The organism is Streptomyces fumanus, from assembly GCF_014655295.1.
Lineage (GTDB): Bacteria > Actinomycetota > Actinomycetes > Streptomycetales > Streptomycetaceae > Streptomyces > Streptomyces fumanus.
The window spans coordinates 253078-273465 of the sequence record NZ_BNBI01000011.1; the positions used below are offsets into that span (position 1 = coordinate 253078).

Here is a 20388-nt window from a genome sequence, read left to right on the forward strand (position 1 = left end):
GCTGGAGGACCCTCGGGTGTTTCTTGGCCCGTGCCGTAAGCTCGGTCTGCTGTTTCGAGCGTTGTCAGTGGGGCGCGGTATAACTTCACAGGGTCTCGAGCTGTGGTTTCTGAGGGTTCAGTCGTGCGGCCGAACTGGTACGTGATGGGAGTGGCAAGACGGTGAGTGTCCGGTACATCGGCTCCAAGGCCAGGGTTTCGGGGCTGATCGCCGAGCTAGCTGGGTTTCCGTCCGGCGCCGGGGTCTTCGTGGACGGCTTCAGCGGTACTGGCGTGGTCGCGGAGGCCGCGGCAAACATGGGTTGGCCAGTGCGGATCAACGACCATCTCACAAGCTCCACCATCGTCGCTGCGGCCCGGTTGATCGCCAGCAGTGAAGTGCTCTTCGCTGAGCTCGGCGGTTATGAGGCCGCGCTCGAAGCACTAAGCGCCTTGCATCCAGTGGTCGGCTTCATTACACGCGAGTACAGCCCTCTGTCAGCAGAACATGCTGGTGTAGAGCGCCGCTACTTCACTAAGGCGAACGCTTCTCGTATAGACGCCATGCGGGCGCAAATCACAGCCTGGCGCAAGGAGGGTGTGATCAGCGCAGTAGAGGAACGGCTGCTTATCGCGGACCTGCTCGCGGCTGCCAACCGTGTGGCCAACATCGCCGGTACCTACGGATGCTTCCTGCGCCACTGGTCGAGCACAGGCATGCGCGACCTCGAACTCAGGCCCCGGGAGCTGCGCAGCCAAACGGTTGAGGTGGACGTCTACGTCGGAGACGTCACCGAAGTTCCGGTCGGCCCCGAGGACGTCGTGTACTTCGACCCGCCGTACACCAAGCGGCAGTACGCAGCCTATTACCACATTCTGGAGACCATCGCGGTGGGTGACGAACCCGAGGTCGGCGGAGTCACTGGTCTGCGGCCGTGGAAGCACCTGGCTTCCGATTTCTGCTACCGCAAACGGGCTCTGGGAGCGCTGGTTTCCCTGATGCGTGACTGTGCCGCTGGGCGGGTGCTGCTTTCGTACAGCTCCGAGGGGCATGTGGCACAGGATGAATTGATAGCCGCGCTGGCGCCTCTCGGTGAACTGACCGTGCACTCCCTCGGCGACATCGGACGCTACCGACCGAACGACGCCGCTGTCCGCAAGGCTGACTCGGTGCACGAATACGTTCTCGAACTGCGTCGTACGGCGCAGGTCGCCCTCGTGCCCGCTGCTCAGCACGCCGAGCGGGAGGTGGCATGACCGCCGTGCGCGCCTACGAGCAGAGCTTGATGGCCGGTGCCGAGACTGTGCTCGAGGAGACTGCGGGGCGTGACCCGGAGCGGCGCTTGGAGGTGCTCGAAGTCGCCTCCTGCGGGTTCGCGGGTCTAGACGTTGATGAGTATTGGGCCGCTTTCTGCGCCGAGTCCCGACAGCGCACGGGTACCAATGTGGTGGCCGTCCGGCAGTCGGCAGCCCGGCTTCTTGAAGCCCTCGGTGCTGCGGACAGCGCCGTTGTTCCTCTGCCGCTCGCGCTGGCCTCACTCGCGCGCGTGGAAGTTTCGCACGGAGAACGGCGCGCCATGGGCGCCTACTACACCGATTTCCGCCTCGCGCGCTACCTCGCTGAGGAGCTTGCCGGGCACATCCGGCCCGGAATGAAGGTTATCGACCCGGCGGCTGGCTCTGGCCTGCTCCTGACCGCCCTCGCGCTGGCAGTGGGCGAACACGGCAGGGTCAGCACCACGGACTACGTCGCGGACATCGCCTGTGCCGCAGACCTGTCCGACCTGGCGTTGCGCGGTGCCCGGCTGGCGCTGGCCGCTGTTAGCAACGACTTCAAGGCCGTGCTAAGCCTTCAGGAGCGGTTGCTCCAGGGGGACAGCCTGCTGGTCGAGGACGCCGCATGGGAACGGGTGAGCCCGGGCGGCTTCGACGCGGTGATCGGCAACCCGCCATGGGAAAAGCTCAAGGTCACGCGGCACGAGCTGCTTGCGAAGGTCGGCGTGGAGCGTCACTACGGCGCCGACTACACACCCCATGACGGTCTGTCCCAGGCGCTAACCCAGGAACGTCGCCAGATGCTGGACTACCTCGGGCAGCTGGCCGCCAACGCCCAACTGCAGGGGCGGGGGGAGGCCGACCTGTACAAGCTATTCTTGGAATTCTCCTGCCGGCGGCTACGCTCAGGGGGAAGGCTGGCCCTACTGGTGCCAGCCGGCTTGATCCGCTCGCAAGGTACCGAGGCGCTGCGTAGATTCCTGTTTGACTGTGCCTCGGAGCTGGAGTTCACCGTCATGGAGAACCGCGCCCGGTTCTTCGCTATCGACACACGCTTTAAGTTTCTCGCTGTCGAGGCACGTCTCGGCGAAAGCCAGGAGCGCAGGCAAGAGAGCCCGAAGGCGCGTCCAATCGTGCTTAAGCATGCCTCCGGGACGGACACCGGCCTCGGCGAAACCTCCCGCGTCATCATCGATCGGTCCGAACTCGCCGCGACCCGCGCAGATCTGACTGTTCCCGAGGTGCGAGGGCAGGCGGAGTGGAACCTGTTCCGACGGATGTCCGAAGCTGGCACGCCGTTCGGCGATCAAGACGGCCCATGGCAGGCGCAGCTGGCGCGTGAAGTCGATATGTCTCGGGACCGTGCCCACTTCAGGAGCCGTCCGGCAGTCGGCTATCTGCCGGTGATCGAGGGCCGGATGGTCCATCAGTACCGCTCCCGGGCCAAAGCGTATCGCTCGGGGACCGGCCGGGCCGCGCAGTGGGAGGCGCTGGCTCTCGCCAACGCGGACATCGGCCCGCAGCACTGGTACCCCACCATCCAGTTGCGGCGCGGCATAGCGGAGCGGGTAAACACCGTAAGGGCGGGGTTCTGCGATGTCACCGGGCAGACCAACGAGCGCACTCTGCTCGCGGCCGTCATCCCGCCAGGGGTGGTGTGTGGAAACAAGGTACCGACCGTAGTCTTCGAACCGCCATCGGGCAAAGGCGAGACGTTGGTACATCTGTGGGTGGCGCTGATGAACAGCATCCCGGTGGACTGGCTGGCCCGCCGGATCACCACCACCTCAATGAACTATTTCCTGCTGAACTCCATCCCGCTTCCGTCTATCGAGCCGGACAGCCGCGACGGTGGCCGCATCATCGAGCTGTCCCAGCAGCTGACGGGGATGGAAGGCCAGCGCTGCTACGCCCTAGATGCCGCCGCCGCAGCTCGGGCGAGGGCTGAGATCGACGTGCTGGTGGCTGAGGCGTACGGCCTGGGGCCGGACGAACTTCAGTTGATTTTCGATGACTTCCCGTTGCTCGACCGAGGCCAGCCCGCGCTCGACGGCGAGGAGCAGTCGACGATCACCCGGGACCTCGTTCTGTCCCGGGCACACTCCGGTGGCGCGGCCAAGCCATGGGCTGACAGGGTCGCCGAGGCGGAGCGGCTGGGGGCTGTCGCCTATGTCCCGGCGGACTACGCCCGGTTTTGCGAATGAAGTGACCTGCACGGCAGGTGAAGTGGGGGTAAAGATGGCGGTGAATGGGTCGCTGCGTACGGCAGGCATACTGCGGGTTGTCTACAAACAGGTGAGTGCTGGGGATCTAAGGAAGCTCCAGGCAGTATCGAATGACGCCCCAACGGGGGGTGGAGCGCGTGATTTCCGGCTTCCCTACCGGGAGTTCGATCCGGTCATGAGGAAGCTGTTGCCCCATACGAAGCAGCTGCAGCGGGTGCGGGGCGGGGGCAGGAAGGTCGTGCACTTCCCGTGCGGTCCCGTGAAGTACCGAAAATCGAACGGGACCGGGGCCATCGAGGTCGAACTGCTTTGGGAAGACCCCACGGATACGCGCCCCACGGAAGGACGGATTCCCCTCATCCACAAGCATTTCGGTCTGCCGAAGACCGACCCCGAGCTCGGAGCGGCGTTCTTTCTGCTTATGCAACACAAAACTGAGGTCAGAGCCCACTACGCGTATGAGCGCGACCTGCGCGCCGGAAAGTGGGACGGGGAACTGACGTATCACATTCTCTCGTGCAAGGACAGCCCCAGCCGCAGGGCCAAGAGTTCCGTCCAGGGCTACATCGATTGTGTGGCCGAGGTTGAGCACTGTCACGGGATCGCCGATGACTGATCAGCAAATGACGGCCCCCACGTTCTCCGATGACTGCATTCGTATTATGGAGCTCCTGGGCGAGCGAAACAACGTATTGCTTAGCGGTCCACCCGCGACGGGCAAGTCACGGCTGCTCGCCGAACTAAAGCATGCCTTTCGCGGAGAAGGCGGCGGCAATGCATCGATCTACCAGCCTGACGAGGACATTTTGCTGCCCTCGGTGGGTGCCGTCCCCGACTGGCTACCCAGCCCAGACCGCACGGATCGCCGGGTATTCAGCACCGCCTTCGACCAGAGCACTCACCAGCGGGACGTGCTACGTGGTCTCGTACCCAGAATCGTTCAGGAAGGAGAGCCGCTGGGCTTCACCGTTTCCCGGGGCATCCTCTACCGAGCGGCCGAACACGCCCTGAAGGGCGACGGTGCCTCTCTGCTCATCATCGACGAAATCAACAGAGGGCCGGCCGTGGCCGTCTTCGGCGCGAGTATCGTGGCACTGGAGAGCGACAAGCGCCTCGATGTTGACGGCCTGCCCCGGAAGTCCACCCAGACCTTCGAACTGCTCGGCGACGACGGACAGATGGTCGACTACGCGCTTCCACGGCATCTCTACATCGTCGGTGCGATGAACCAGGCGGACGCGTCGGTGGCGCCGCTCGATGTGGCCTTCCAACGGCGGTTCGTGCCCCACCAGCTGAACCCCGACGAGGCTGTCCTAAGGACCTATTTCGAGCTTGTGGGAAGCCCCGTAGCCCAGCCCGACGCGACCCTTCCCGAGCAGCCGACAGATCACAGGGATGTCTACGCGGCGTTGGTGCGGGCTTGGCGGAAGGTGAACGAACGGCTTACCCTAGGCCGAGGTGCGGCCTATCAGATGGGCCATGGTGCTCTCATGCACGCGGTCGCGCCGACGGACAAGGAAATGGCACTGCGGTACGCGGCCGACTGCTGGCGGCTTCTACGCGCCCACATCGACGAGGTTTTTTTCGGTGACCTGCAGGGCGTCGCCGAGACAATATCGGCAGGTGCTCCAGGCAGCCCGTTCTCGCTCACGTCGGTGACCTTCGCCGAGCAGCCGGTACTCCAGCTGTCGCCAGCCGGGGAACTGCGGCAAGACCAGGTCTATCCGGCCCTCAAGGCCATCGCTGAGTCGCCCTGATGAGCAGCACGACGTTGCATCGAGTACGCCTGGCTGAGAATCGTGAGGAAACACGTTTGGTGTCCCGGCTGGCCCAGTTGGCGGGGCAGCCGGAACCGGAGGTCGAGCGGCTGCTCTTCCAGGCGGGGCAGCGCCTGGTGAATCTGCTTGGTTATGAGCGTCTCCCACTGCGTATCTCATCGGCTGGCACGGTCCGGATCGATGGCGTCGCCGGCTTGCTCAGGCTCTCACCGCAGCTAGAGCTGGAGATCGTGCCGAAGTTCTTGGACGGGGCGGACCCAGACTGGCGGCAGGACTTCTTCCGCGTGGCCCTGCTGAGTAGAACGGGAAAGCTGTTGCCGCGGGAGCATCTGCGCGCCGACGTTGCCACCCGCGGCGATCTCGCCACGCTGGTAGGCCGTACCCTCGCGAACCTGTATTGGGCCAGTCACCGGCGTCCGCTGCGCGAGTACAGGTCCCGTACGGTGTACGACTATGCCGTCGTCGGTGACCTCGACCCGGTCGGCATTGTCTTGCCGGACGCAGAGGGTTTCCGCCAGACCCAGCTGGTCTTCGACCATGTGAATTTCTGGAATGAAATCATCTCGTCTGCGGCGAGTGTCCTGATACCCGAGGCCCAGGACGGTGAGACGGCGCGCCAGCTGCTCCGCATGCGCCAGGCGCTGGCTCCCCAGCGGGAGGTGCGCTCGGCCAGGCATCGCAAGCTGCCGAACCGCTACCACCACTGGCAGTCCCTGTACGACCTATCCGTGGAAGTGCTCAACGGCTTCGGCGTTGGCTATCAGGAGAAACACCTGAATGCACCCGGCTACGTGATGGTGATGTGGTCCACCTGGCAGCAGCTGTGCGAGCTTGCGCTGCGTGTGGGGCTTGCCCCGACCGAGGTGCACTCGTCAATGGGCTTCTCGCTCGGCAAGAGGGACAGCAAGGTGCTTAAGGTCACTCCGGACGTGACGGTTGGGCCACGCGACGCGCCCACACTGCTTGTCGACGCCAAGTACCGAACCCGGCTGAACGGCAAGCTGTCCGTCGACAACTCCGACGTCTACGAGTCTCTGGCCTTCATGCGCGCTGCGGGTGTCCAGCGGATGATTCTCCTCTATCCACGCCCCGCCTCACACGGGGACCCGACGGAGCCCGGTTCAACTCAGATATTCCAAACGATCGAGGTCGGCGAGGAAAGGATTGATGCCATGCTGGTCGAGTGCCGAGGCGTCAGCCTCACCCAGGGCTTCGAAAGCTTCAGCCGAAACCTCGCATCGGGAGTCATGGACGCGCAACTTCTCAGTAATTGATCCGCGACGCTTGCTGCTGGCTGCCGACGGCCTCCGGACAGGTACCCGTGGCCTGAGCGGCTACGGCAGAGTTCGAGGGCCTAAGAAGTCATCTCATTCGACGGCGCCCTGCGTCCGGCTGAGGCCGTGGGCCTCACCGGTGCGGATCTGAAGTTGCCCGAGGCCGGTTGGGGTGCAGCACTGTTGAACCGGACGCGGTCCAGTGTCGGCAAGCGGTGGACCGACTATAGCGAGACCCACGACGACCAGGGCCGCAAGAACCGGCTGGCGGAAGAGGTCCGGCTCGTGCCGATCCCGCCCCAGCTCTTGACTATCCTCCGGCAGCACATCGATACGTTCGGGACTGCCGAGGACGGGCGGCTGTTCACCAAAGAACGCGGGGGAGTGGACGGCTCGTCCACGTACTACCGCGTCTGGCAGGAGGCTCGTGCGCTGGCACTCCCGCCGGCCGCGGTCGCCTCCCCGCTCGCTGCGCGTCCGTACGATCTTCGGCACTCGGCGCTGTCGACGTGGCTGAACTCCGGGGTGGACACCACCGAGGTTGTCGAGCGTGCGGGCAACAGTGTCGAGGTTCTGCTGTCCCGCTATGCCAAATGCATCGATGGTCGGCAGGAAATCGCTAACGGCAAGATCGAAGAGTTGTCGCGCGAGTACGAGTGATCGGTCTCTGGGCGTTGGCCCCCTGGCTTTCGGGCTGGGGGCTTCGTCATGTCTCGGTCGCTTTTTTGGTCGGTGGTTGCTGGTTGCACCTGCCGGGTCGTATTTCTCTATCAGCGCACCACTGCCTCAGGTGTCCCGTCTGGTTCGCGCTCTACGCAGGGGCCGCCGCGATGCCGCCCCTCGCCTTACGGGGGCTTTGGAGAAGACGCCGCTCCGACTGGGTAGCGGGCAGTCCCGCTGTCCGTACTGTGGCTTACCGCAAGATCGGGTGGCGATGCTTGAGTATGACTGGGTGATGTTGGAACCCCACATGGCTCCACTGGCTCACACGGTGCCCGCGGAGCACCGGTGGATCGAGCTGTCTGATGGGCGGGTGACCGTCTACGGGGTCTGTCCGCCGGCTCAGTTCCAGCGCTGCCGTATCGCGCACCGCTTAGCCTGCCCTGCGCAACCGCTGCCGGATTCATGGCCGTGGCTGACGGCCTTGCGAGGAGAGAACGCGCGGCAGACGGAACGGGACGAGCCGGAGCCGCCTCCGCCCCCTGAGCAATGGCCGGACGCCGACTGACGGGCACTCTCGAAACGTTGGGCCTGACCAGGGCGAATGCCCCAAGGCCCTGTCCACGAATAGTCCACAGACCCCGGCATACGGCCGCTCCGGGCCGCACACGCCTGCACATACGCGAAGACCCCGCTCTCAGCGTTTCCGCTGATGACGGGGTCTTTAGGCACCTCCTGCAAGGTGCCCCCGGCAGGATTCGAACCTGCGCACACGGCTCCGGAGGCCGTTGCTCTATCCCCTGAGCTACGGGGGCGTGTCGCTCGCGGCGACGGGTAGAACACTACCAGCTCTGTCGGGGTGGTCATGACCGGGTTGGGCGTCAGGTGATCAAGGGCGGGTCCCCCACAGGGGGTGGAAGTCGGGAAAAGCCGGACGCGATGGCCGGTCCCGACCTACTCTCAAGTTGTGCCAGGCGCGTCTAGCCGGGTCCTTGTCGTGGACGACAACAAGGTGATCCGGCAGTTGATCAGGGTCAACCTCGAGCTGGAGGGCTTCGAGGTCGTGACCGCGGCCGATGGTGCCGAGTGTCTGGAAGTCGTGCATCAGGTGCGGCCCGATGTGGTCACCCTCGACGTGGTCATGCCCCGCCTCGACGGGCTCCGTACCGCTGCCAGACTGCGGGCCGATCCGCGTACCCGGGATCTTCCGCTCGCCATCGTCAGTGCTTGCGCCCAGGGCGAGGTCGACGCCGGTCTTGATGTCGGTGTCGACGCGTTTCTGTCCAAGCCGTTCGAGCCCGCCGACCTGGTGGGGCTGGTGCGGCGGCTGGCCGAGTGTCCGCCGCGCCGGGAGGGAGGGGACGGTGACGGTGACGGGGGTCGGTTCGCCGCGCGTGGGGAGTGGGCCGGGTAGCGGCGTCGTCCACATGCCGGGACTGCCGCGAACCGGTTCGCCTACCCGCCCCTCTCCTCCCCTACGCTGGTCCCGTGACCCCCGTCGAGCTCTCGCGCACCCTGCTGCACGCCGTGCGGTGCGCTGTCGACGAGGGCAAGCTCAGCGTGGCCGTTCCTGAGCGGGCCGTGGTGACCGTGCCGGGGCCCGGGGGGTGCGGGGACTACGCCAGCAACCTCGCCTTGCAGCTCGCCCGGCCGGCCGGGCAGCCGCCCCGGCGTGTGGCCGAGGTGCTGCGGCCCTATCTCCTCGGCACCGGCGGTATCCGCGAGGTCGTCGTCACCGGGCCCGGGTTCCTCAATGTCCACCTTGGCCAGGACGCCTCCGTCGGGCTCGTCGAGCGCATCCTGCGGGACGGGGTCCGGTACGGGTTCGTCGAGCGCGGTGGGGAGGGGCCTGGAGTGCGGCTCCTCTGTCCTTCCGAGGCTCGCGCCCTCGTCTTCCGTGACGCCGTCGCCCGCATCCTCCGATCACAAGGCGTCCCCGTGTACGACGCCGACGCCCGCGACGCCCACACCAACGCCCGCCCCACCCCCACAGACGCCCCCACCGCCCTCCACCTCCACCCAACCCCCGCCCCCACCTCCCCCCACCCCCTAGGCCCCGACGCCTCCCGCTGGGCCCTGCTCCACCCGGCCGCCCACGACACCCCCCGCATCGACGCCCGGCATCTCGTGCAGCGCGAGGAGAACCCCCTGTTCCGGGTGCGGTACGCCCATGCCCGTACGCGGGCGCTCGGGCGCAACGCCGCCGAGCTGGGGTTCGGGGCCGTCCCGGGGCCCGTCGACGGGGCGCAGGCGTTGCTCGCGCGGCTCGGGGATCATCCGCGGGTGCTGGCGGTGGCGGCGCGGGACCGGGCTCCGGACCGGGTGGCCCGGCAGCTCGTCGCCGTCGCCGACGAGCTGCTGCCGTTGCTGCCGCTGGTGCTGCCCGTCGGGGAGGAGAAACCCTCGGCCGCCCACCGTGCCCGGCTCGCGCTCGCCGAAGCCGCCGGGGCGGTGCTGGCCGGCGGCTTGTCCCTGCTCGGCATCGACGCACCCGACCACCTCTGACGAGAGCCCAGAAGAGAGCCACCGGAGAAATGAGCCGTTCCGCACACCCCGCCGGGCCCCGGCACGCCGACGTCCTCCCCGAGGGGCACTACGCCGCCCCGCCCGCCGATCTCAACGCCCTGGACCCGAAGGTGTGGGCGCGGACCGTCGACCGCGGCGCCGACGGGGTCGTCACCGTCGGCGGGATGTCCGTCGTCCGGCTCGCCGAGGAGTTCGGCACGCCCGCCTACGTCCTGGACGAGAGCGACTTCCGGGCCCGGGCGCGGGCCTGGCGCACGGCCTTCGGGGCCGGCGCCGACGTGTTCTACGCCGGGAAGGCGTTCCTGTCCCGGGCCGTCGTCCGCTGGCTGGACGAGGAAGGGCTGAACCTCGACGTGTGCTCGGGGGGCGAGCTGGCCACCGCGCTGTCCGCCGGGATGGCGCCCGAGCGGATCGCCTTCCACGGCAACAACAAGTCCGTCCAGGAGCTGGAGCGGGCGGTGCGCGCCGGGGTCGGGCGGATCGTGCTCGACTCCTTCCAGGAGATCGTCCGGGTGGCGCACATCGCCCGGGAGCTGGGGACGCGGCAGCGGGTGCAGATCCGTATCACCGTGGGGGTGGAGGCGCACACGCACGAGTTCATCGCCACCGCCCACGAGGATCAGAAGTTCGGGATTCCGCTGGCGGGCGGGCAGGCCGCCGAGGCGGTGCGGCGGGCGTTGCAGCTCGACGGGCTGGAGCTGATCGGCATCCACTCGCACATCGGGTCGCAGATCTTCGACATGTCCGGGTTCGAGGTCGCCGCGCACCGGGTGGTCGGGCTGCTGAAGGACATCCGGGACGAGCACGGTGTGGAGCTGCCCGAGATCGACCTCGGGGGCGGGCTCGGGATCGCGTACACCAGTGACGACGACCCGCGCGAGCCGCACGAGATCGCCAAGGCGCTGACCGAGATCGTCACGCGGGAGTGCGAGGCGGCGAGCCTGCGGGTGCCGCGGATCTCGGTGGAGCCCGGGCGGGCCATCGTCGGGCCGACCGCCTTCACGCTGTACGAGGTCGGCACCGTCAAGCCGCTCGACGGGCTGCGGACCTACGTCTCCGTCGACGGGGGCATGTCGGACAACATCCGTACCGCGCTCTACGACGCCGAGTACAGCGTCGCCCTGGTGTCCCGGGCCAGCGATGCCGAGCCGATGCTCGCGCGGGTGGTCGGCAAGCACTGCGAGAGCGGGGACATCGTGGTCAAGGACGCGTTCCTGCCGGCCGATCTGGCGCCCGGCGACCTCATCGCCGTACCGGCCACCGGGGCGTACTGCCGGTCCATGGCGAGCAACTACAACCATGTGCTGCGCCCGCCCGTGGTCGCGGTCCGGGACGGTGAGGCGCGGGCGATCGTGCGGCGGGAGACCGAGGAGGACCTGCTGCGGCTCGACGTCGGCTGATCCGGCGGGCCCCGGGGGAGGGGCGTACGCGCGGGAGATCTTCCGTGCGTACGCCCCGCGCAAATGAAATTAATGTCTCAGGATCCGGACGAAGGGCAGAAACTCCCGTCCGGTGAGTGAGACTGGTTCCACCGCAGACGGTAAGAGGAAACGAGGTCGGATGATGCGTACGCGTCCGCTGAAGGTGGCGCTGCTGGGCTGTGGAGTGGTCGGCTCAGAGGTGGCGCGCATCATGACGACGCACGCCGACGACCTCGCCGCCCGGATCGGCGCCCCGGTGGAGCTGGCGGGCGTGGCGGTACGGCGGCCGGACCGGGTACGCGAGGGCATCGACCCCGCCCTGGTCACCACGGACGCCACCGCCCTGGTCAAACGCGGGGACATCGACGTGGTCGTCGAGGTCATCGGCGGCATCGAGCCCGCCCGGACGTTGATCACCACCGCCATGGAGCACGGCGCCTCCGTGGTCTCCGCCAACAAGGCGCTGCTCGCCCAGGACGGCCCCGCGCTGCACGCCGTCGCCGCCGGGCAGGGCCGGGACCTGTACTACGAGGCCGCCGTGGCCGGCGCCATCCCGCTGATCCGGCCGCTGCGCGAGTCCCTGGCCGGCGACAAGGTCAACCGGGTGCTGGGCATCGTCAACGGGACGACCAACTTCATCCTCGACGCCATGGACTCCACCGGCGCCGGCTACCAGGAGGCGCTGGACGAGGCCACCGCCCTCGGGTACGCGGAGGCCGACCCGACCGCCGACGTGGAGGGCTTCGACGCCGCCGCCAAGGCCGCCATCCTCGCCGGGATCGCCTTCCACACGCGGGTGCGCCTGGACGACGTCCACCGCGAGGGCATGACCGAGGTCACCGCCGCCGACTTCGCCTCCGCCAAGGAGATGGGCTGCACCATCAAGCTGCTCGCCATCTGCGAGCGGGCCGCGGACGGGGCCTCCGTCACCGCGCGGGTGCACCCCGCGATGATCCCGCTCAGCCATCCGCTGGCCAATGTCCGCGGGGCCTACAACGCCGTCTTCGTGGAAGCGGAGGCGGCCGGGCAGCTCATGTTCTACGGGCCCGGCGCCGGCGGGGCGCCGACCGCCTCCGCCGTCCTCGGCGACCTGGTCGCCGTCTGCCGCAACCGGCTCGGCGGCGGGCGCGGGCCCGGTGAGTCCGCGTACGCCGCGCTGCCCGTGTCGCCGATGGGCGAGGTGGTCACGCGGTACCACATCAGTCTCGACGTCGCCGACAAGCCGGGCGTCCTCGCCCAGGTGGCCACGGTGTTCGCCGAGCACGGGGTGTCCATCGACACCGTCCGGCAGTCCGGCAAGGACGGCGAGGCATCGCTCGTCGTCGTCACCCACCGCGCGTCCGACGCCGCCCTGGGCGGCACCGTCGAGGCGCTGCGCAAGCTCGACACCGTGCGGGGTGTCGCCAGCATCATGCGGGTTGAAGGAGAGTAACCAGCAATGACCCACCAGTGGCGCGGAATCATCGAGGAGTACCGGGACAGGCTGCCGGTCTCCGCCAGCACGCCGGTCGTGACGCTCCGCGAGGGCGGCACGCCGCTCGTGCCCGCGCAGGTGCTCTCCGAGCGCACGGGCTGCGAGGTCCACCTCAAGGTGGAGGGCGCGAACCCCACCGGGTCCTTCAAGGACCGCGGCATGACCATGGCCATCAGCAAGGCCAAGGAGGAGGGCGCGCAGGCCGTCATCTGCGCCTCCACCGGCAACACGTCGGCCTCCGCCGCCGCGTACGGGGTGCGGGCCGGCATGGTGTCCGCCGTCCTGGTGCCGCAGGGCAAGATCGCGCTCGGCAAGATGGGCCAGGCCCTGGTGCACGGCGCGAAGATCCTCCAGGTCGACGGCAACTTCGACGACTGCCTCACCCTGGCCCGCGCGCTCAGCGACAACTACCCGGTGGCGCTGGTCAATTCGGTCAACCCGGTGCGGATCGAGGGGCAGAAGACGGCCGCCTTCGAGATCGTCGACATGCTCGGCGACGCGCCCGACATCCACGTCCTGCCGGTCGGCAACGCGGGCAACATCACCGCGTACTGGAAGGGGTACCGGGAGTACGCCGCCGACGGGGTCGCCGCGCGCACCCCGCGCATGTGGGGGTTCCAGGCGTCCGGCTCCGCGCCGATCGTGCGCGGCGAGGTGGTCAAGGACCCCTCGACCATCGCCACCGCCATCCGGATCGGCAACCCCGCCTCCTGGGACTTCGCGCTCGCCGCGCGGGACGAGTCGGGCGGCGCCATCGACGAGGTGACGGACCGTGAGATCCTGCGCGCCTACCGGCTGTTGGCCTCCCAGGAGGGCGTCTTCGTGGAGCCCGCCTCCGCCGCGTCGGTCGCCGGTCTGCTGAAGGCCGCCGAGCAGGGCAAGGTCGACCCGGGCCAGACGATCGTGTGCACGGTCACCGGCAATGGCCTGAAGGACCCCGACTGGGCCGTGGCCGGCGCCCCCCAGCCGGTCACCGTCCCGGTCGACGCCGCGACCGCCGCGCAACGCCTCGGCCTGGTCTGACGCCGCCGCGGTCCGCCTAGCCGGGGCCCCGGCGGCGCCGGTCGGGGGAGGCGTTCCCCAGGGGGTGCATAGGGGGCTTACGACACGCATCGTGCGCCTCCTGTGCGCCCTATGTCGCCACAGAACCTTCCTTCGATAGGCTGTACCGAACCCGCCCGCCGCATATGCCGCGGTGCCGCGCCGTCCCCGCGGCCGGGAAGCGGTCGGGACGGTCGTCCGTACGGCAGGCTGCGGCGACCGGATCGGGTTCCCGTACGTCATCGGATGTCCCTCGGAGTCATTCGACCATCACGCAGCTCAAGGAGAGTCAACGAGCGATGGCCGGTCCAGCGTTCCGCGCCGCCGCCGTCCGGGTGCGCGTCCCCGCCACCAGCGCCAACCTCGGCCCGGGCTTCGACGCCCTCGGCCTCGCGCTGGGGCTCTACGACGACGTCGTCGTCCGGGTGGCCGACTCCGGGCTGCACATCGACATCGCCGGGGAGGGCAGCGAGACCCTGCCGCGCGACGAGAAGCACCTGCTCGTACGCTCCCTGCGCACCGCCTTCGACCTGCTCGGCGGGCAGCCGCGCGGCCTGGAGATCGTCTGCGCCAACCGCATCCCGCACGGCCGCGGCCTCGGCTCCTCCTCCGCCGCCATCTGCGCCGGCATCGTCGCCGCCCGCGCGGTGACCATAGGCGGCGAGGCCCGCCTGGACGACGCGGCGCTGCTCGACCTCGCCACCGAGATAGAGGGGCACCCGGACAATGTGGCGGCCTGTCTGCTCGGCGGCTTCACCCTGTCCTGGATGGAGAGCGGTGCCGCCCGTGCGATCAGGATGGAGCCCGCCGATTCCATCGTTCCGGTGGTTTTCGTCCCCGGGAAGCCGGTACTGACGGAGACGGCGCGCGGACTGCTCCCGCGGACCGTGCCGCATGTCGACGCCGCCGCCAACGCCGGCCGCGCCGCACTGCTCGTCGAAGCCCTCACCCGGCGCCCCGAGCTGTTGCTGCCGGCCACCGAGGACCGCCTCCACCAGGAGTACCGCGCCCCGGCGATGCCCGAGAGCGCGGCGCTGGTGGACCGGCTGCGGAGCGACGGCATCCCGGCGGTGATCTCCGGTGCCGGGCCCACCGTCATGGCGCTGGCCGACGCCGGCACCGCCGACAAGGTCGAGGCGCTGGCCGGTGCGGACTGGGCGGCGAACCGGCTCGGCCTGGACCTGCGAGGGGCGAGCGTGCTGCCGCTCGCGCCCCCCGGCGACATGTGAATGCGCACGGTTGCCGGATTTGGAGAGGGGGAATGTTTGTTGGATCCGGTAGTGTTAACCTCAAGTCTGCACCCGACCTCACCATGGCGAGGTGCCTCGTGTCCCCGTCCGGGACAGACATTCTTCCGGGAGCCCCCCAAGCCGCATTGTGTTGTGACCGCCGTACGCCACGCGTCCGGCCTCCATCGGCACTGAGCGGCTCGCCGGGCACGCTTCGGAACCGGTGCGACCACGCCGCGTGACACAGACACTGGGTGCCACGGCTCAAGGAAGCGCCATCACCAGATATCTCTTCCGCCGCTTAGGCGGACCACCGCCCCGGCACGGTTCACACAGCAAGGACCGAAGCCGGACAGCACAACCGGTCGCCGAGCCAGACAGGCCGACGTCCGCTCCAGGGAAGGACCCTTCGTGAGCGACACCACCGATCTGATGGGCGCACGTGTCGAGGAGACCGCTGCAGCGCCCGCCACGGACGCCTCCGCGCCTGCCACCGGTGCCGGCTCCCGGCGGCGCCGCGGTACCGGCCTCGAGGGCATGGTGCTGGCCGAGTTGCAGCAGGTCGCATCCGGCCTCGGCATCAGGGGCACCGCGCGGATGCGCAAGAGCCAGTTGATCGAGGTCATCAAGGAGGCGCAGGCCGCTTCGGGCGCGCCCGCCAAGGCCGCGGACGGCGCCGCCGAGAGCAAGCCGAAGCGCCGCGCCACCGCCCGGACCCGCACCGGCGACGAGGGCCCCGCCGCCGAGCAGGCCGACAAGGGCGAGAAGGCGGGGAAGAAGGCGGCCAAGGCCACCGACTCCGCCGAGAAGGCCGCCGGCGCCCAGCAGCAGATCGAGATCCCGGGACAGCCCGCCGGCACCCCCGCCCGGACGAGCGAGGCCGAGGAGGCCCCCGCCGAGCGCCGCCGCCGCCGCGCCACCGCCGACGCCGGGAGCCCGGCCGCCGCGGCCGACACGGCCGTCGCCGAGCCGAAGACCGACACCGCGCAGCAGACGCAGCAGCAGGGCCAGGGCGGCCAGCAGCACCAGGGCGACGCCCGCTCCGACGGCGACGGCGGCGAGGGCCGCCGGCGTGACCGCCGGGACCGCGGCCGGGACCGCGACCGCGGTGACCGGGAGCGCGGTGACCGCGACCGCCGCGGCAAGGGCGACGACCAGCAGAACCAGGGCGGCGGCCAGCGCCAGCAGCAGGGCGGCGGCCGGCAGGACCGCCAGCAGCAGGACGACGACGACTTCGACGGCGGCCGGCGCGGCCGACGCGGGCGCTACCGGGACCGCCGGGGCCGCCGCGGGCGCGACGACATCGCCGCCGAGCCGCAGATCAACGAGGACGACGTCCTGATCCCGGTCGCGGGCATCCTCGACATCCTCGACAACTACGCGTTCATCCGTACCTCGGGCTACCTCCCGGGCCCCAACGACGTGTACGTCTCCCTCGCCCAGGTCCGCAAGAACGGCCTGCGCAAGGGCGACCACATCACCGGCGCGGTGCGCCAGCCCAAGGAGGGCGAGCGGCGCGAGAAGTTCAACGCGCTGGTCCGCCTCGACTCGGTCAACGGCATGGCGCCCGAACACGGCCGCGGGCGGCCGGAGTTCAACAAGCTGACGCCGCTGTACCCGCAGGACCGGCTCCGCCTGGAGACCGACCCGGGCGTGCTGACGACCCGGATCATCGACCTGGTCTCGCCGATCGGCAAGGGCCAGCGCGGTCTGATCGTGGCCCCGCCGAAGACCGGCAAGACCATGATCATGCAGGCGGTCGCCAACGCGATCACGCACAACAACCCCGAGTGCCACCTGATGGTCGTCCTCGTCGACGAGCGTCCGGAAGAGGTCACCGACATGCAGCGGTCGGTCAAGGGCGAGGTCATCTCCTCGACCTTCGACCGCCCGGCCGAGGACCACACCACCGTCGCCGAGCTGGCCATCGAGCGCGCCAAGCGCCTGGTGGAGCTGGGCCACGACGTGGTCGTGCTGCTGGACTCGATCACGCGTCTGGGCCGTGCGTACAACCTCGCCGCGCCGGCCTCCGGCCGCATCCTCTCCGGTGGTGTCGACTCCACCGCCCTGTACCCGCCGAAGCGCTTCTTCGGTGCGGCCCGCAACATCGAGGACGGCGGTTCGCTGACCATCCTCGCCACCGCGCTGGTGGACACCGGGTCCCGCATGGACGAGGTGATCTTCGAGGAGTTCAAGGGCACCGGCAACATGGAGCTCAAGCTCGACCGGAAGCTCGCCGACAAGCGCATCTTCCCCGCGGTGGACGTGGACGCGTCCGGCACCCGCAAGGAGGAGATCCTGCTCGGCAGCGAGGAGCTGGCCATCGTCTGGAAGCTGCGCCGGGTGCTGCACGCCCTCGACTCGCAGCAGGCGATCGAGCTGCTGCTGGACAAGATGAAGCAGACCAAGTCGAACGCCGAGTTCCTGCTCCAGATCCAGAAGACGACCCCCGCGCCGGGCAACGGCGACTGAGGGCCCGTCCCGCACCGCCACCCGTAACGCCACGAGGGCCGCTCCCGCACCGGGAGCGGCCCTCGTGGCGTGCGTAGGCCCCGGTGACGGGAGGGACGGCAGGGGCGCACGGGAGACGTTTGCCACACTGCTCCCTTTCTGTGAGTTTTCTGTGCGGTTCCGTGCGCCCCGGTGAAACCGCAGGTGAGCCCCCGGTTTCGCCGCCACCGTCGATACGGTGCGTAGTCATGGCGGGGCCGTTCGGTCACGGAACGCTGTGCAACCCTTTCCCGGGTTTCTCCGTCTGACCGGACGGAGCGACGATGGTGCGTCGAGAGTCCGAGAGCCGAGGAGCACATGTCCGCCGAGAGCACGCCGGAGCCCGGCATACCGTCAGAGCCCGGCACCAGGGCCCCGCGCCGCCGCGCCAAGGGCCGCCGCCGCAAGCCGCGCGGCCGGCGCCGCACGGGCCTGCTGGTCGCCGCCTGGACCGCGGCCGGCATCGTCGTCCTGGGCGGCAGCGGGGTCGGCTACCTGTACTTCAAGCTCAACGGCAACCTGCACAGCGTCGACATCGACCAGGCCCTGGGCACCGACCGCCCGGAGAAGACCGACGACGGCTCCGAGAACATCCTGGTCCTCGGCTCCGACACCCGCGCCGGCGGCAACAAGAAGCTCGGCGGCGGCACCGACGACGGCACCGCCCGCTCCGACACCGCGATGATCGTGCACATCCACGAGGGCCACCAGAAGGCCAGCGTGGTCTCCATCCCCCGCGACACCATCATCGAGCGCCCCGAGTGCACCGACGCCGAGGGCGGCGTCCACCCCGCCGCCACCAACGCCATGTTCAACTCCGCGTACGCCACCGGCGGCGCCGCCTGCGCGGTCAAGACCGTCGAGTCGCTCAGCGGACTGCGCATGGACCACTACCTGGAAGTCGACTTCAGCGGCTTCCAGAAGCTCATCGACGAACTCGGCGGCGTCGACATCACCACCACGAAGGACATCGAGGACCCCGACAGCCACCTCAGCCTCAAGGCCGGCGAGCACACCCTCGACGGCGAGCAGGCGCTCGGCCTGGTCCGCACCCGGCACGGCGTCGGCGACGGCTCCGACCTCGGCCGCATCCAGCTCCAGCAGGCGTTCATCAAGGCCCTGGTCGATCAGGTCAAGGAGATCGGGCTGCTGACCAGCCCCAAGAAGCTGGTCGACCTCGCCGACACCGCCACCAAGGCCGTCACCACCGACTCCGGCCTGGGCTCGGTGAACGCCCTGATGTCCTTCGCCGGCGGCCTCAAGGGCATCGGCGCCGGCAGCATGACCATGGTCACGATGCCGGTCCAGTACGACCCGCAGGACGGCAACCGCGTCATCGTCGAGGAGACCAAGGCCCAGCAGGTCTGGACGGCCCTCAAGAACGACCGGGCGATCCCCAAGAGCGCCACGAAGGACACCGCCACCGGCAAGGCGGACGGCGTCGTCAGCCCCTCCTGACCAGGCCGGGAATACCCGGCCCCGCCCCCCGGTTTGGGGAGTAGGCGCCAGTCCTGGCAGACTGGTCCGTCGGCCCCGGTTCACGCTCCCGCAATCCGCGGCGGCGACCCGGAGCCCTCCCGAACCTAGGAGACACCTTGAAGCGCGAGATCCACCCCGAGTACGTCGAGACCCAGGTGAGCTGCACCTGCGGCGCGTCGTTCACCACCCGCAGCACCATCCAGTCCGGCACCATCCGGGCCGAGGTCTGCTCCGAGTGCCACCCGTTCTACACGGGCAAGCAGAAGATCCTCGACACCGGTGGCCGCGTGGCCCGCTTCGAGGCCCGCTTCGGCAAGGCTGCCGCCGGCTCCAAGAAGTAGCGAGCCCCAGACCGCCGGTCCACGGCCGCGCCCCCGCCCGGGGCGTGCCGGGACCGGCGTTTTTGGTCGCCCGCCTTCCCCTTTCCCCGCAGTATCAGGAGCCCCAAGATGTTCGAGGCCGTCGAGGAACTCGTCGCCGAGCACGCCGACCTGGAGAAGACGCTCGCCGACCCGTCGGTCCACGCCGACCAGGCGAACGCGCGCAAGCTGAACAAGCGCTACGCCGAGCTGACCCCGATCATCGCCACGTACCGCTCCTGGAAGCAGACGGGCGACGACATCGAGACCGCGCGGGAACTGGGCGCCGACGACCCGGAGTTCGCGGCCGAGGTCAAGGAGCTGGAGAAGCACCGCGAGGAGCTGACCGAGAAGCTGCGGCTGCTGCTCGTCCCGCGCGACCCCAGCGACGACAAGGACGTCATCCTGGAGATCAAGGCCGGCGCCGGCGGCGACGAGTCCGCGCTGTTCGCCGGGGACCTGCTGCGCATGTACCTGCGCTACGCCGAGCGGGTCGGCTGGAAGACCGAGATCATCGACGCCACCGAGTCCGAGCTGGGCGGCTACAAGGACGTCCAGGTCGCCGTGAAGACCCGCGGCCAGACCGAGCCCGGCCAGGGCGTGTGGGCCCGGCTGAAGTACGAGGGCGGGGTGCACCGCGTGCAGCGGGTGCCCGCCACCGAGTCGCAGGGCCGCATCCACACCTCCGCCGCCGGTGTCCTGGTGACCCCCGAGGCCGAGGAGGTCGACGTCGAGATCAACCCCAATGACCTGCGCATCGACGTCTACCGGTCCTCCGGGCCCGGCGGGCAGTCCGTGAACACCACCGACTCCGCCGTGCGCATCACGCACATCCCGACCGGCGTCGTCGCCTCCTGCCAGAACGAGAAGAGCCAGCTCCAGAACAAGGAGCAGGCCCTGCGTATCCTGCGCTCACGGCTGCTGGCCATGGCGCAGGAGGAGGCGGAGCGGGAGGCCGCCGACGCCCGCCGCAGCCAGGTCCGCACCGTCGACCGCTCCGAGAAGATCCGTACGTACAACTTCCCGGAGAACCGCATCTCGGACCACCGCGTCGGCTTCAAGGCGTACAACCTGGACCAGGTCCTGGACGGCGACCTCGACGCGGTGATCCAGGCTTGCGTCGACGCGGACTCGGCCGCCAAGCTCGCCGCCGCCTGACCCTCACCGACAGCTCGGAGG

The 20388-nt window shown here is 69.1% G+C and carries 17 protein-coding genes and 1 tRNA gene; 17 read left to right on the forward strand and 1 reads right to left on the reverse strand.

All coding sequences use genetic code 11. From position 1 onward, the window contains the following. Positions 1-161 precede the first annotated feature (161 nt). The 7 genes from IE316_RS25100 (at position 162) to IE316_RS36005 (ending at position 7758) form a co-directional block, all read left to right on the forward strand. Complete coding sequence (locus tag IE316_RS25100; protein ID WP_190206727.1) at positions 162-1235, forward strand: DNA adenine methylase; 1074 nt, start codon at positions 162-164, stop codon at positions 1233-1235. Continuing rightward, entirely contained in the window at positions 1232-3457 is a 2226-nt protein-coding gene (locus IE316_RS25105; protein WP_190206728.1) for an Eco57I restriction-modification methylase domain-containing protein, read from the forward strand. Before IE316_RS25100 ends, IE316_RS25105 begins: the two co-directional genes overlap by 4 nt. Positions 3458-3653: 196 nt before the next feature. Next, positions 3654-4094, forward strand: coding sequence for a hypothetical protein (locus IE316_RS25110; protein ID WP_190206729.1), 441 nt, complete (start codon positions 3654-3656; stop codon positions 4092-4094). Continuing rightward, positions 4087-5235, forward strand: a complete 1149-nt coding sequence (locus tag IE316_RS25115; protein ID WP_190206730.1) for an AAA family ATPase — start codon at positions 4087-4089, stop codon at positions 5233-5235. The genes IE316_RS25110 and IE316_RS25115 overlap by 8 nt, the downstream gene beginning before the upstream one ends. Then, a complete protein-coding gene (locus IE316_RS25120; protein WP_190206731.1) occupies positions 5235-6530 on the forward strand; it encodes a 5-methylcytosine restriction system specificity protein McrC in 1296 nt (431 codons plus the stop codon). Before IE316_RS25115 ends, IE316_RS25120 begins: the two co-directional genes overlap by 1 nt. A gap of 126 nt (positions 6531-6656) precedes the next feature. Beyond that, positions 6657-7190, forward strand: coding sequence for a site-specific integrase (locus IE316_RS25125; RefSeq protein WP_373311292.1), 534 nt, complete (start codon positions 6657-6659; stop codon positions 7188-7190). Further along, on the forward strand, positions 7132-7758 hold the full coding sequence (locus tag IE316_RS36005) for a DUF6083 domain-containing protein (protein WP_268257651.1): 627 nt from the start codon (positions 7132-7134) through the stop codon (positions 7756-7758). The genes IE316_RS25125 and IE316_RS36005 overlap by 59 nt, the downstream gene beginning before the upstream one ends. 175 nt (positions 7759-7933) lie before the next feature. On the opposite strand, the gene IE316_RS25130 is transcribed toward IE316_RS36005, so the two are convergent. Further along, positions 7934-8005, reverse strand: a tRNA-Arg gene (locus IE316_RS25130). Between the two features lie 98 nt (positions 8006-8103). Between IE316_RS25130 and IE316_RS25135 the strand changes: the two genes are divergently transcribed. The 10 genes from IE316_RS25135 to prfA all read left to right on the forward strand — a co-directional run bounded on the left by IE316_RS25135 (position 8104) and on the right by prfA (position 20367). Then, a complete protein-coding gene (locus IE316_RS25135; protein ID WP_190206732.1) occupies positions 8104-8604 on the forward strand; it encodes a response regulator in 501 nt (166 codons plus the stop codon). Between the two features lie 74 nt (positions 8605-8678). Then, positions 8679-9695, forward strand: a complete 1017-nt coding sequence (nrtL, locus tag IE316_RS25140) for an ArgS-related anticodon-binding protein NrtL (protein ID WP_190206733.1) — start codon at positions 8679-8681, stop codon at positions 9693-9695. A gap of 29 nt (positions 9696-9724) precedes the next feature. After that, positions 9725-11116 carry a diaminopimelate decarboxylase gene (gene lysA / locus IE316_RS25145; protein ID WP_190206734.1) on the forward strand — a complete coding sequence of 464 codons (1392 nt, stop codon included), beginning with the start codon at positions 9725-9727 and terminating at the stop codon, positions 11114-11116. A 160-nt stretch (positions 11117-11276) separates the two neighbouring features. Next, on the forward strand, positions 11277-12569 hold the full coding sequence (locus IE316_RS25150) for a homoserine dehydrogenase (protein WP_190206735.1): 1293 nt from the start codon (positions 11277-11279) through the stop codon (positions 12567-12569). Positions 12570-12575: 6 nt separating this feature from the next. Beyond that, positions 12576-13634, forward strand: a complete 1059-nt coding sequence (thrC, locus tag IE316_RS25155; RefSeq protein ID WP_190206736.1) for a threonine synthase — start codon at positions 12576-12578, stop codon at positions 13632-13634. A 317-nt stretch (positions 13635-13951) separates the two neighbouring features. After that, positions 13952-14881 (forward strand): homoserine kinase, encoded by a 930-nt coding sequence (gene thrB, locus IE316_RS25160; RefSeq protein WP_190206737.1) that lies wholly within the window; start codon positions 13952-13954, stop codon positions 14879-14881. A gap of 411 nt (positions 14882-15292) precedes the next feature. Continuing rightward, positions 15293-17353 (forward strand): transcription termination factor Rho, encoded by a 2061-nt coding sequence (rho, locus tag IE316_RS25165; RefSeq protein WP_190206738.1) that lies wholly within the window; start codon positions 15293-15295, stop codon positions 17351-17353. A 336-nt stretch (positions 17354-17689) separates the two neighbouring features. Next, a complete protein-coding gene (locus IE316_RS25170; protein ID WP_190206739.1) occupies positions 17690-18829 on the forward strand; it encodes an LCP family protein in 1140 nt (379 codons plus the stop codon). A 137-nt stretch (positions 18830-18966) separates the two neighbouring features. Next, complete coding sequence (gene rpmE, locus IE316_RS25175) at positions 18967-19191, forward strand: 50S ribosomal protein L31 (RefSeq protein ID WP_190206740.1); 225 nt, start codon at positions 18967-18969, stop codon at positions 19189-19191. A 108-nt stretch (positions 19192-19299) separates the two neighbouring features. After that, the gene (prfA, locus tag IE316_RS25180; protein WP_190206741.1) at positions 19300-20367 is read left to right on the forward strand and encodes a peptide chain release factor 1; all 1068 of its coding nucleotides are present in this window, start codon (positions 19300-19302) and stop codon (positions 20365-20367) included. Positions 20368-20388 lie beyond the last annotated feature (21 nt).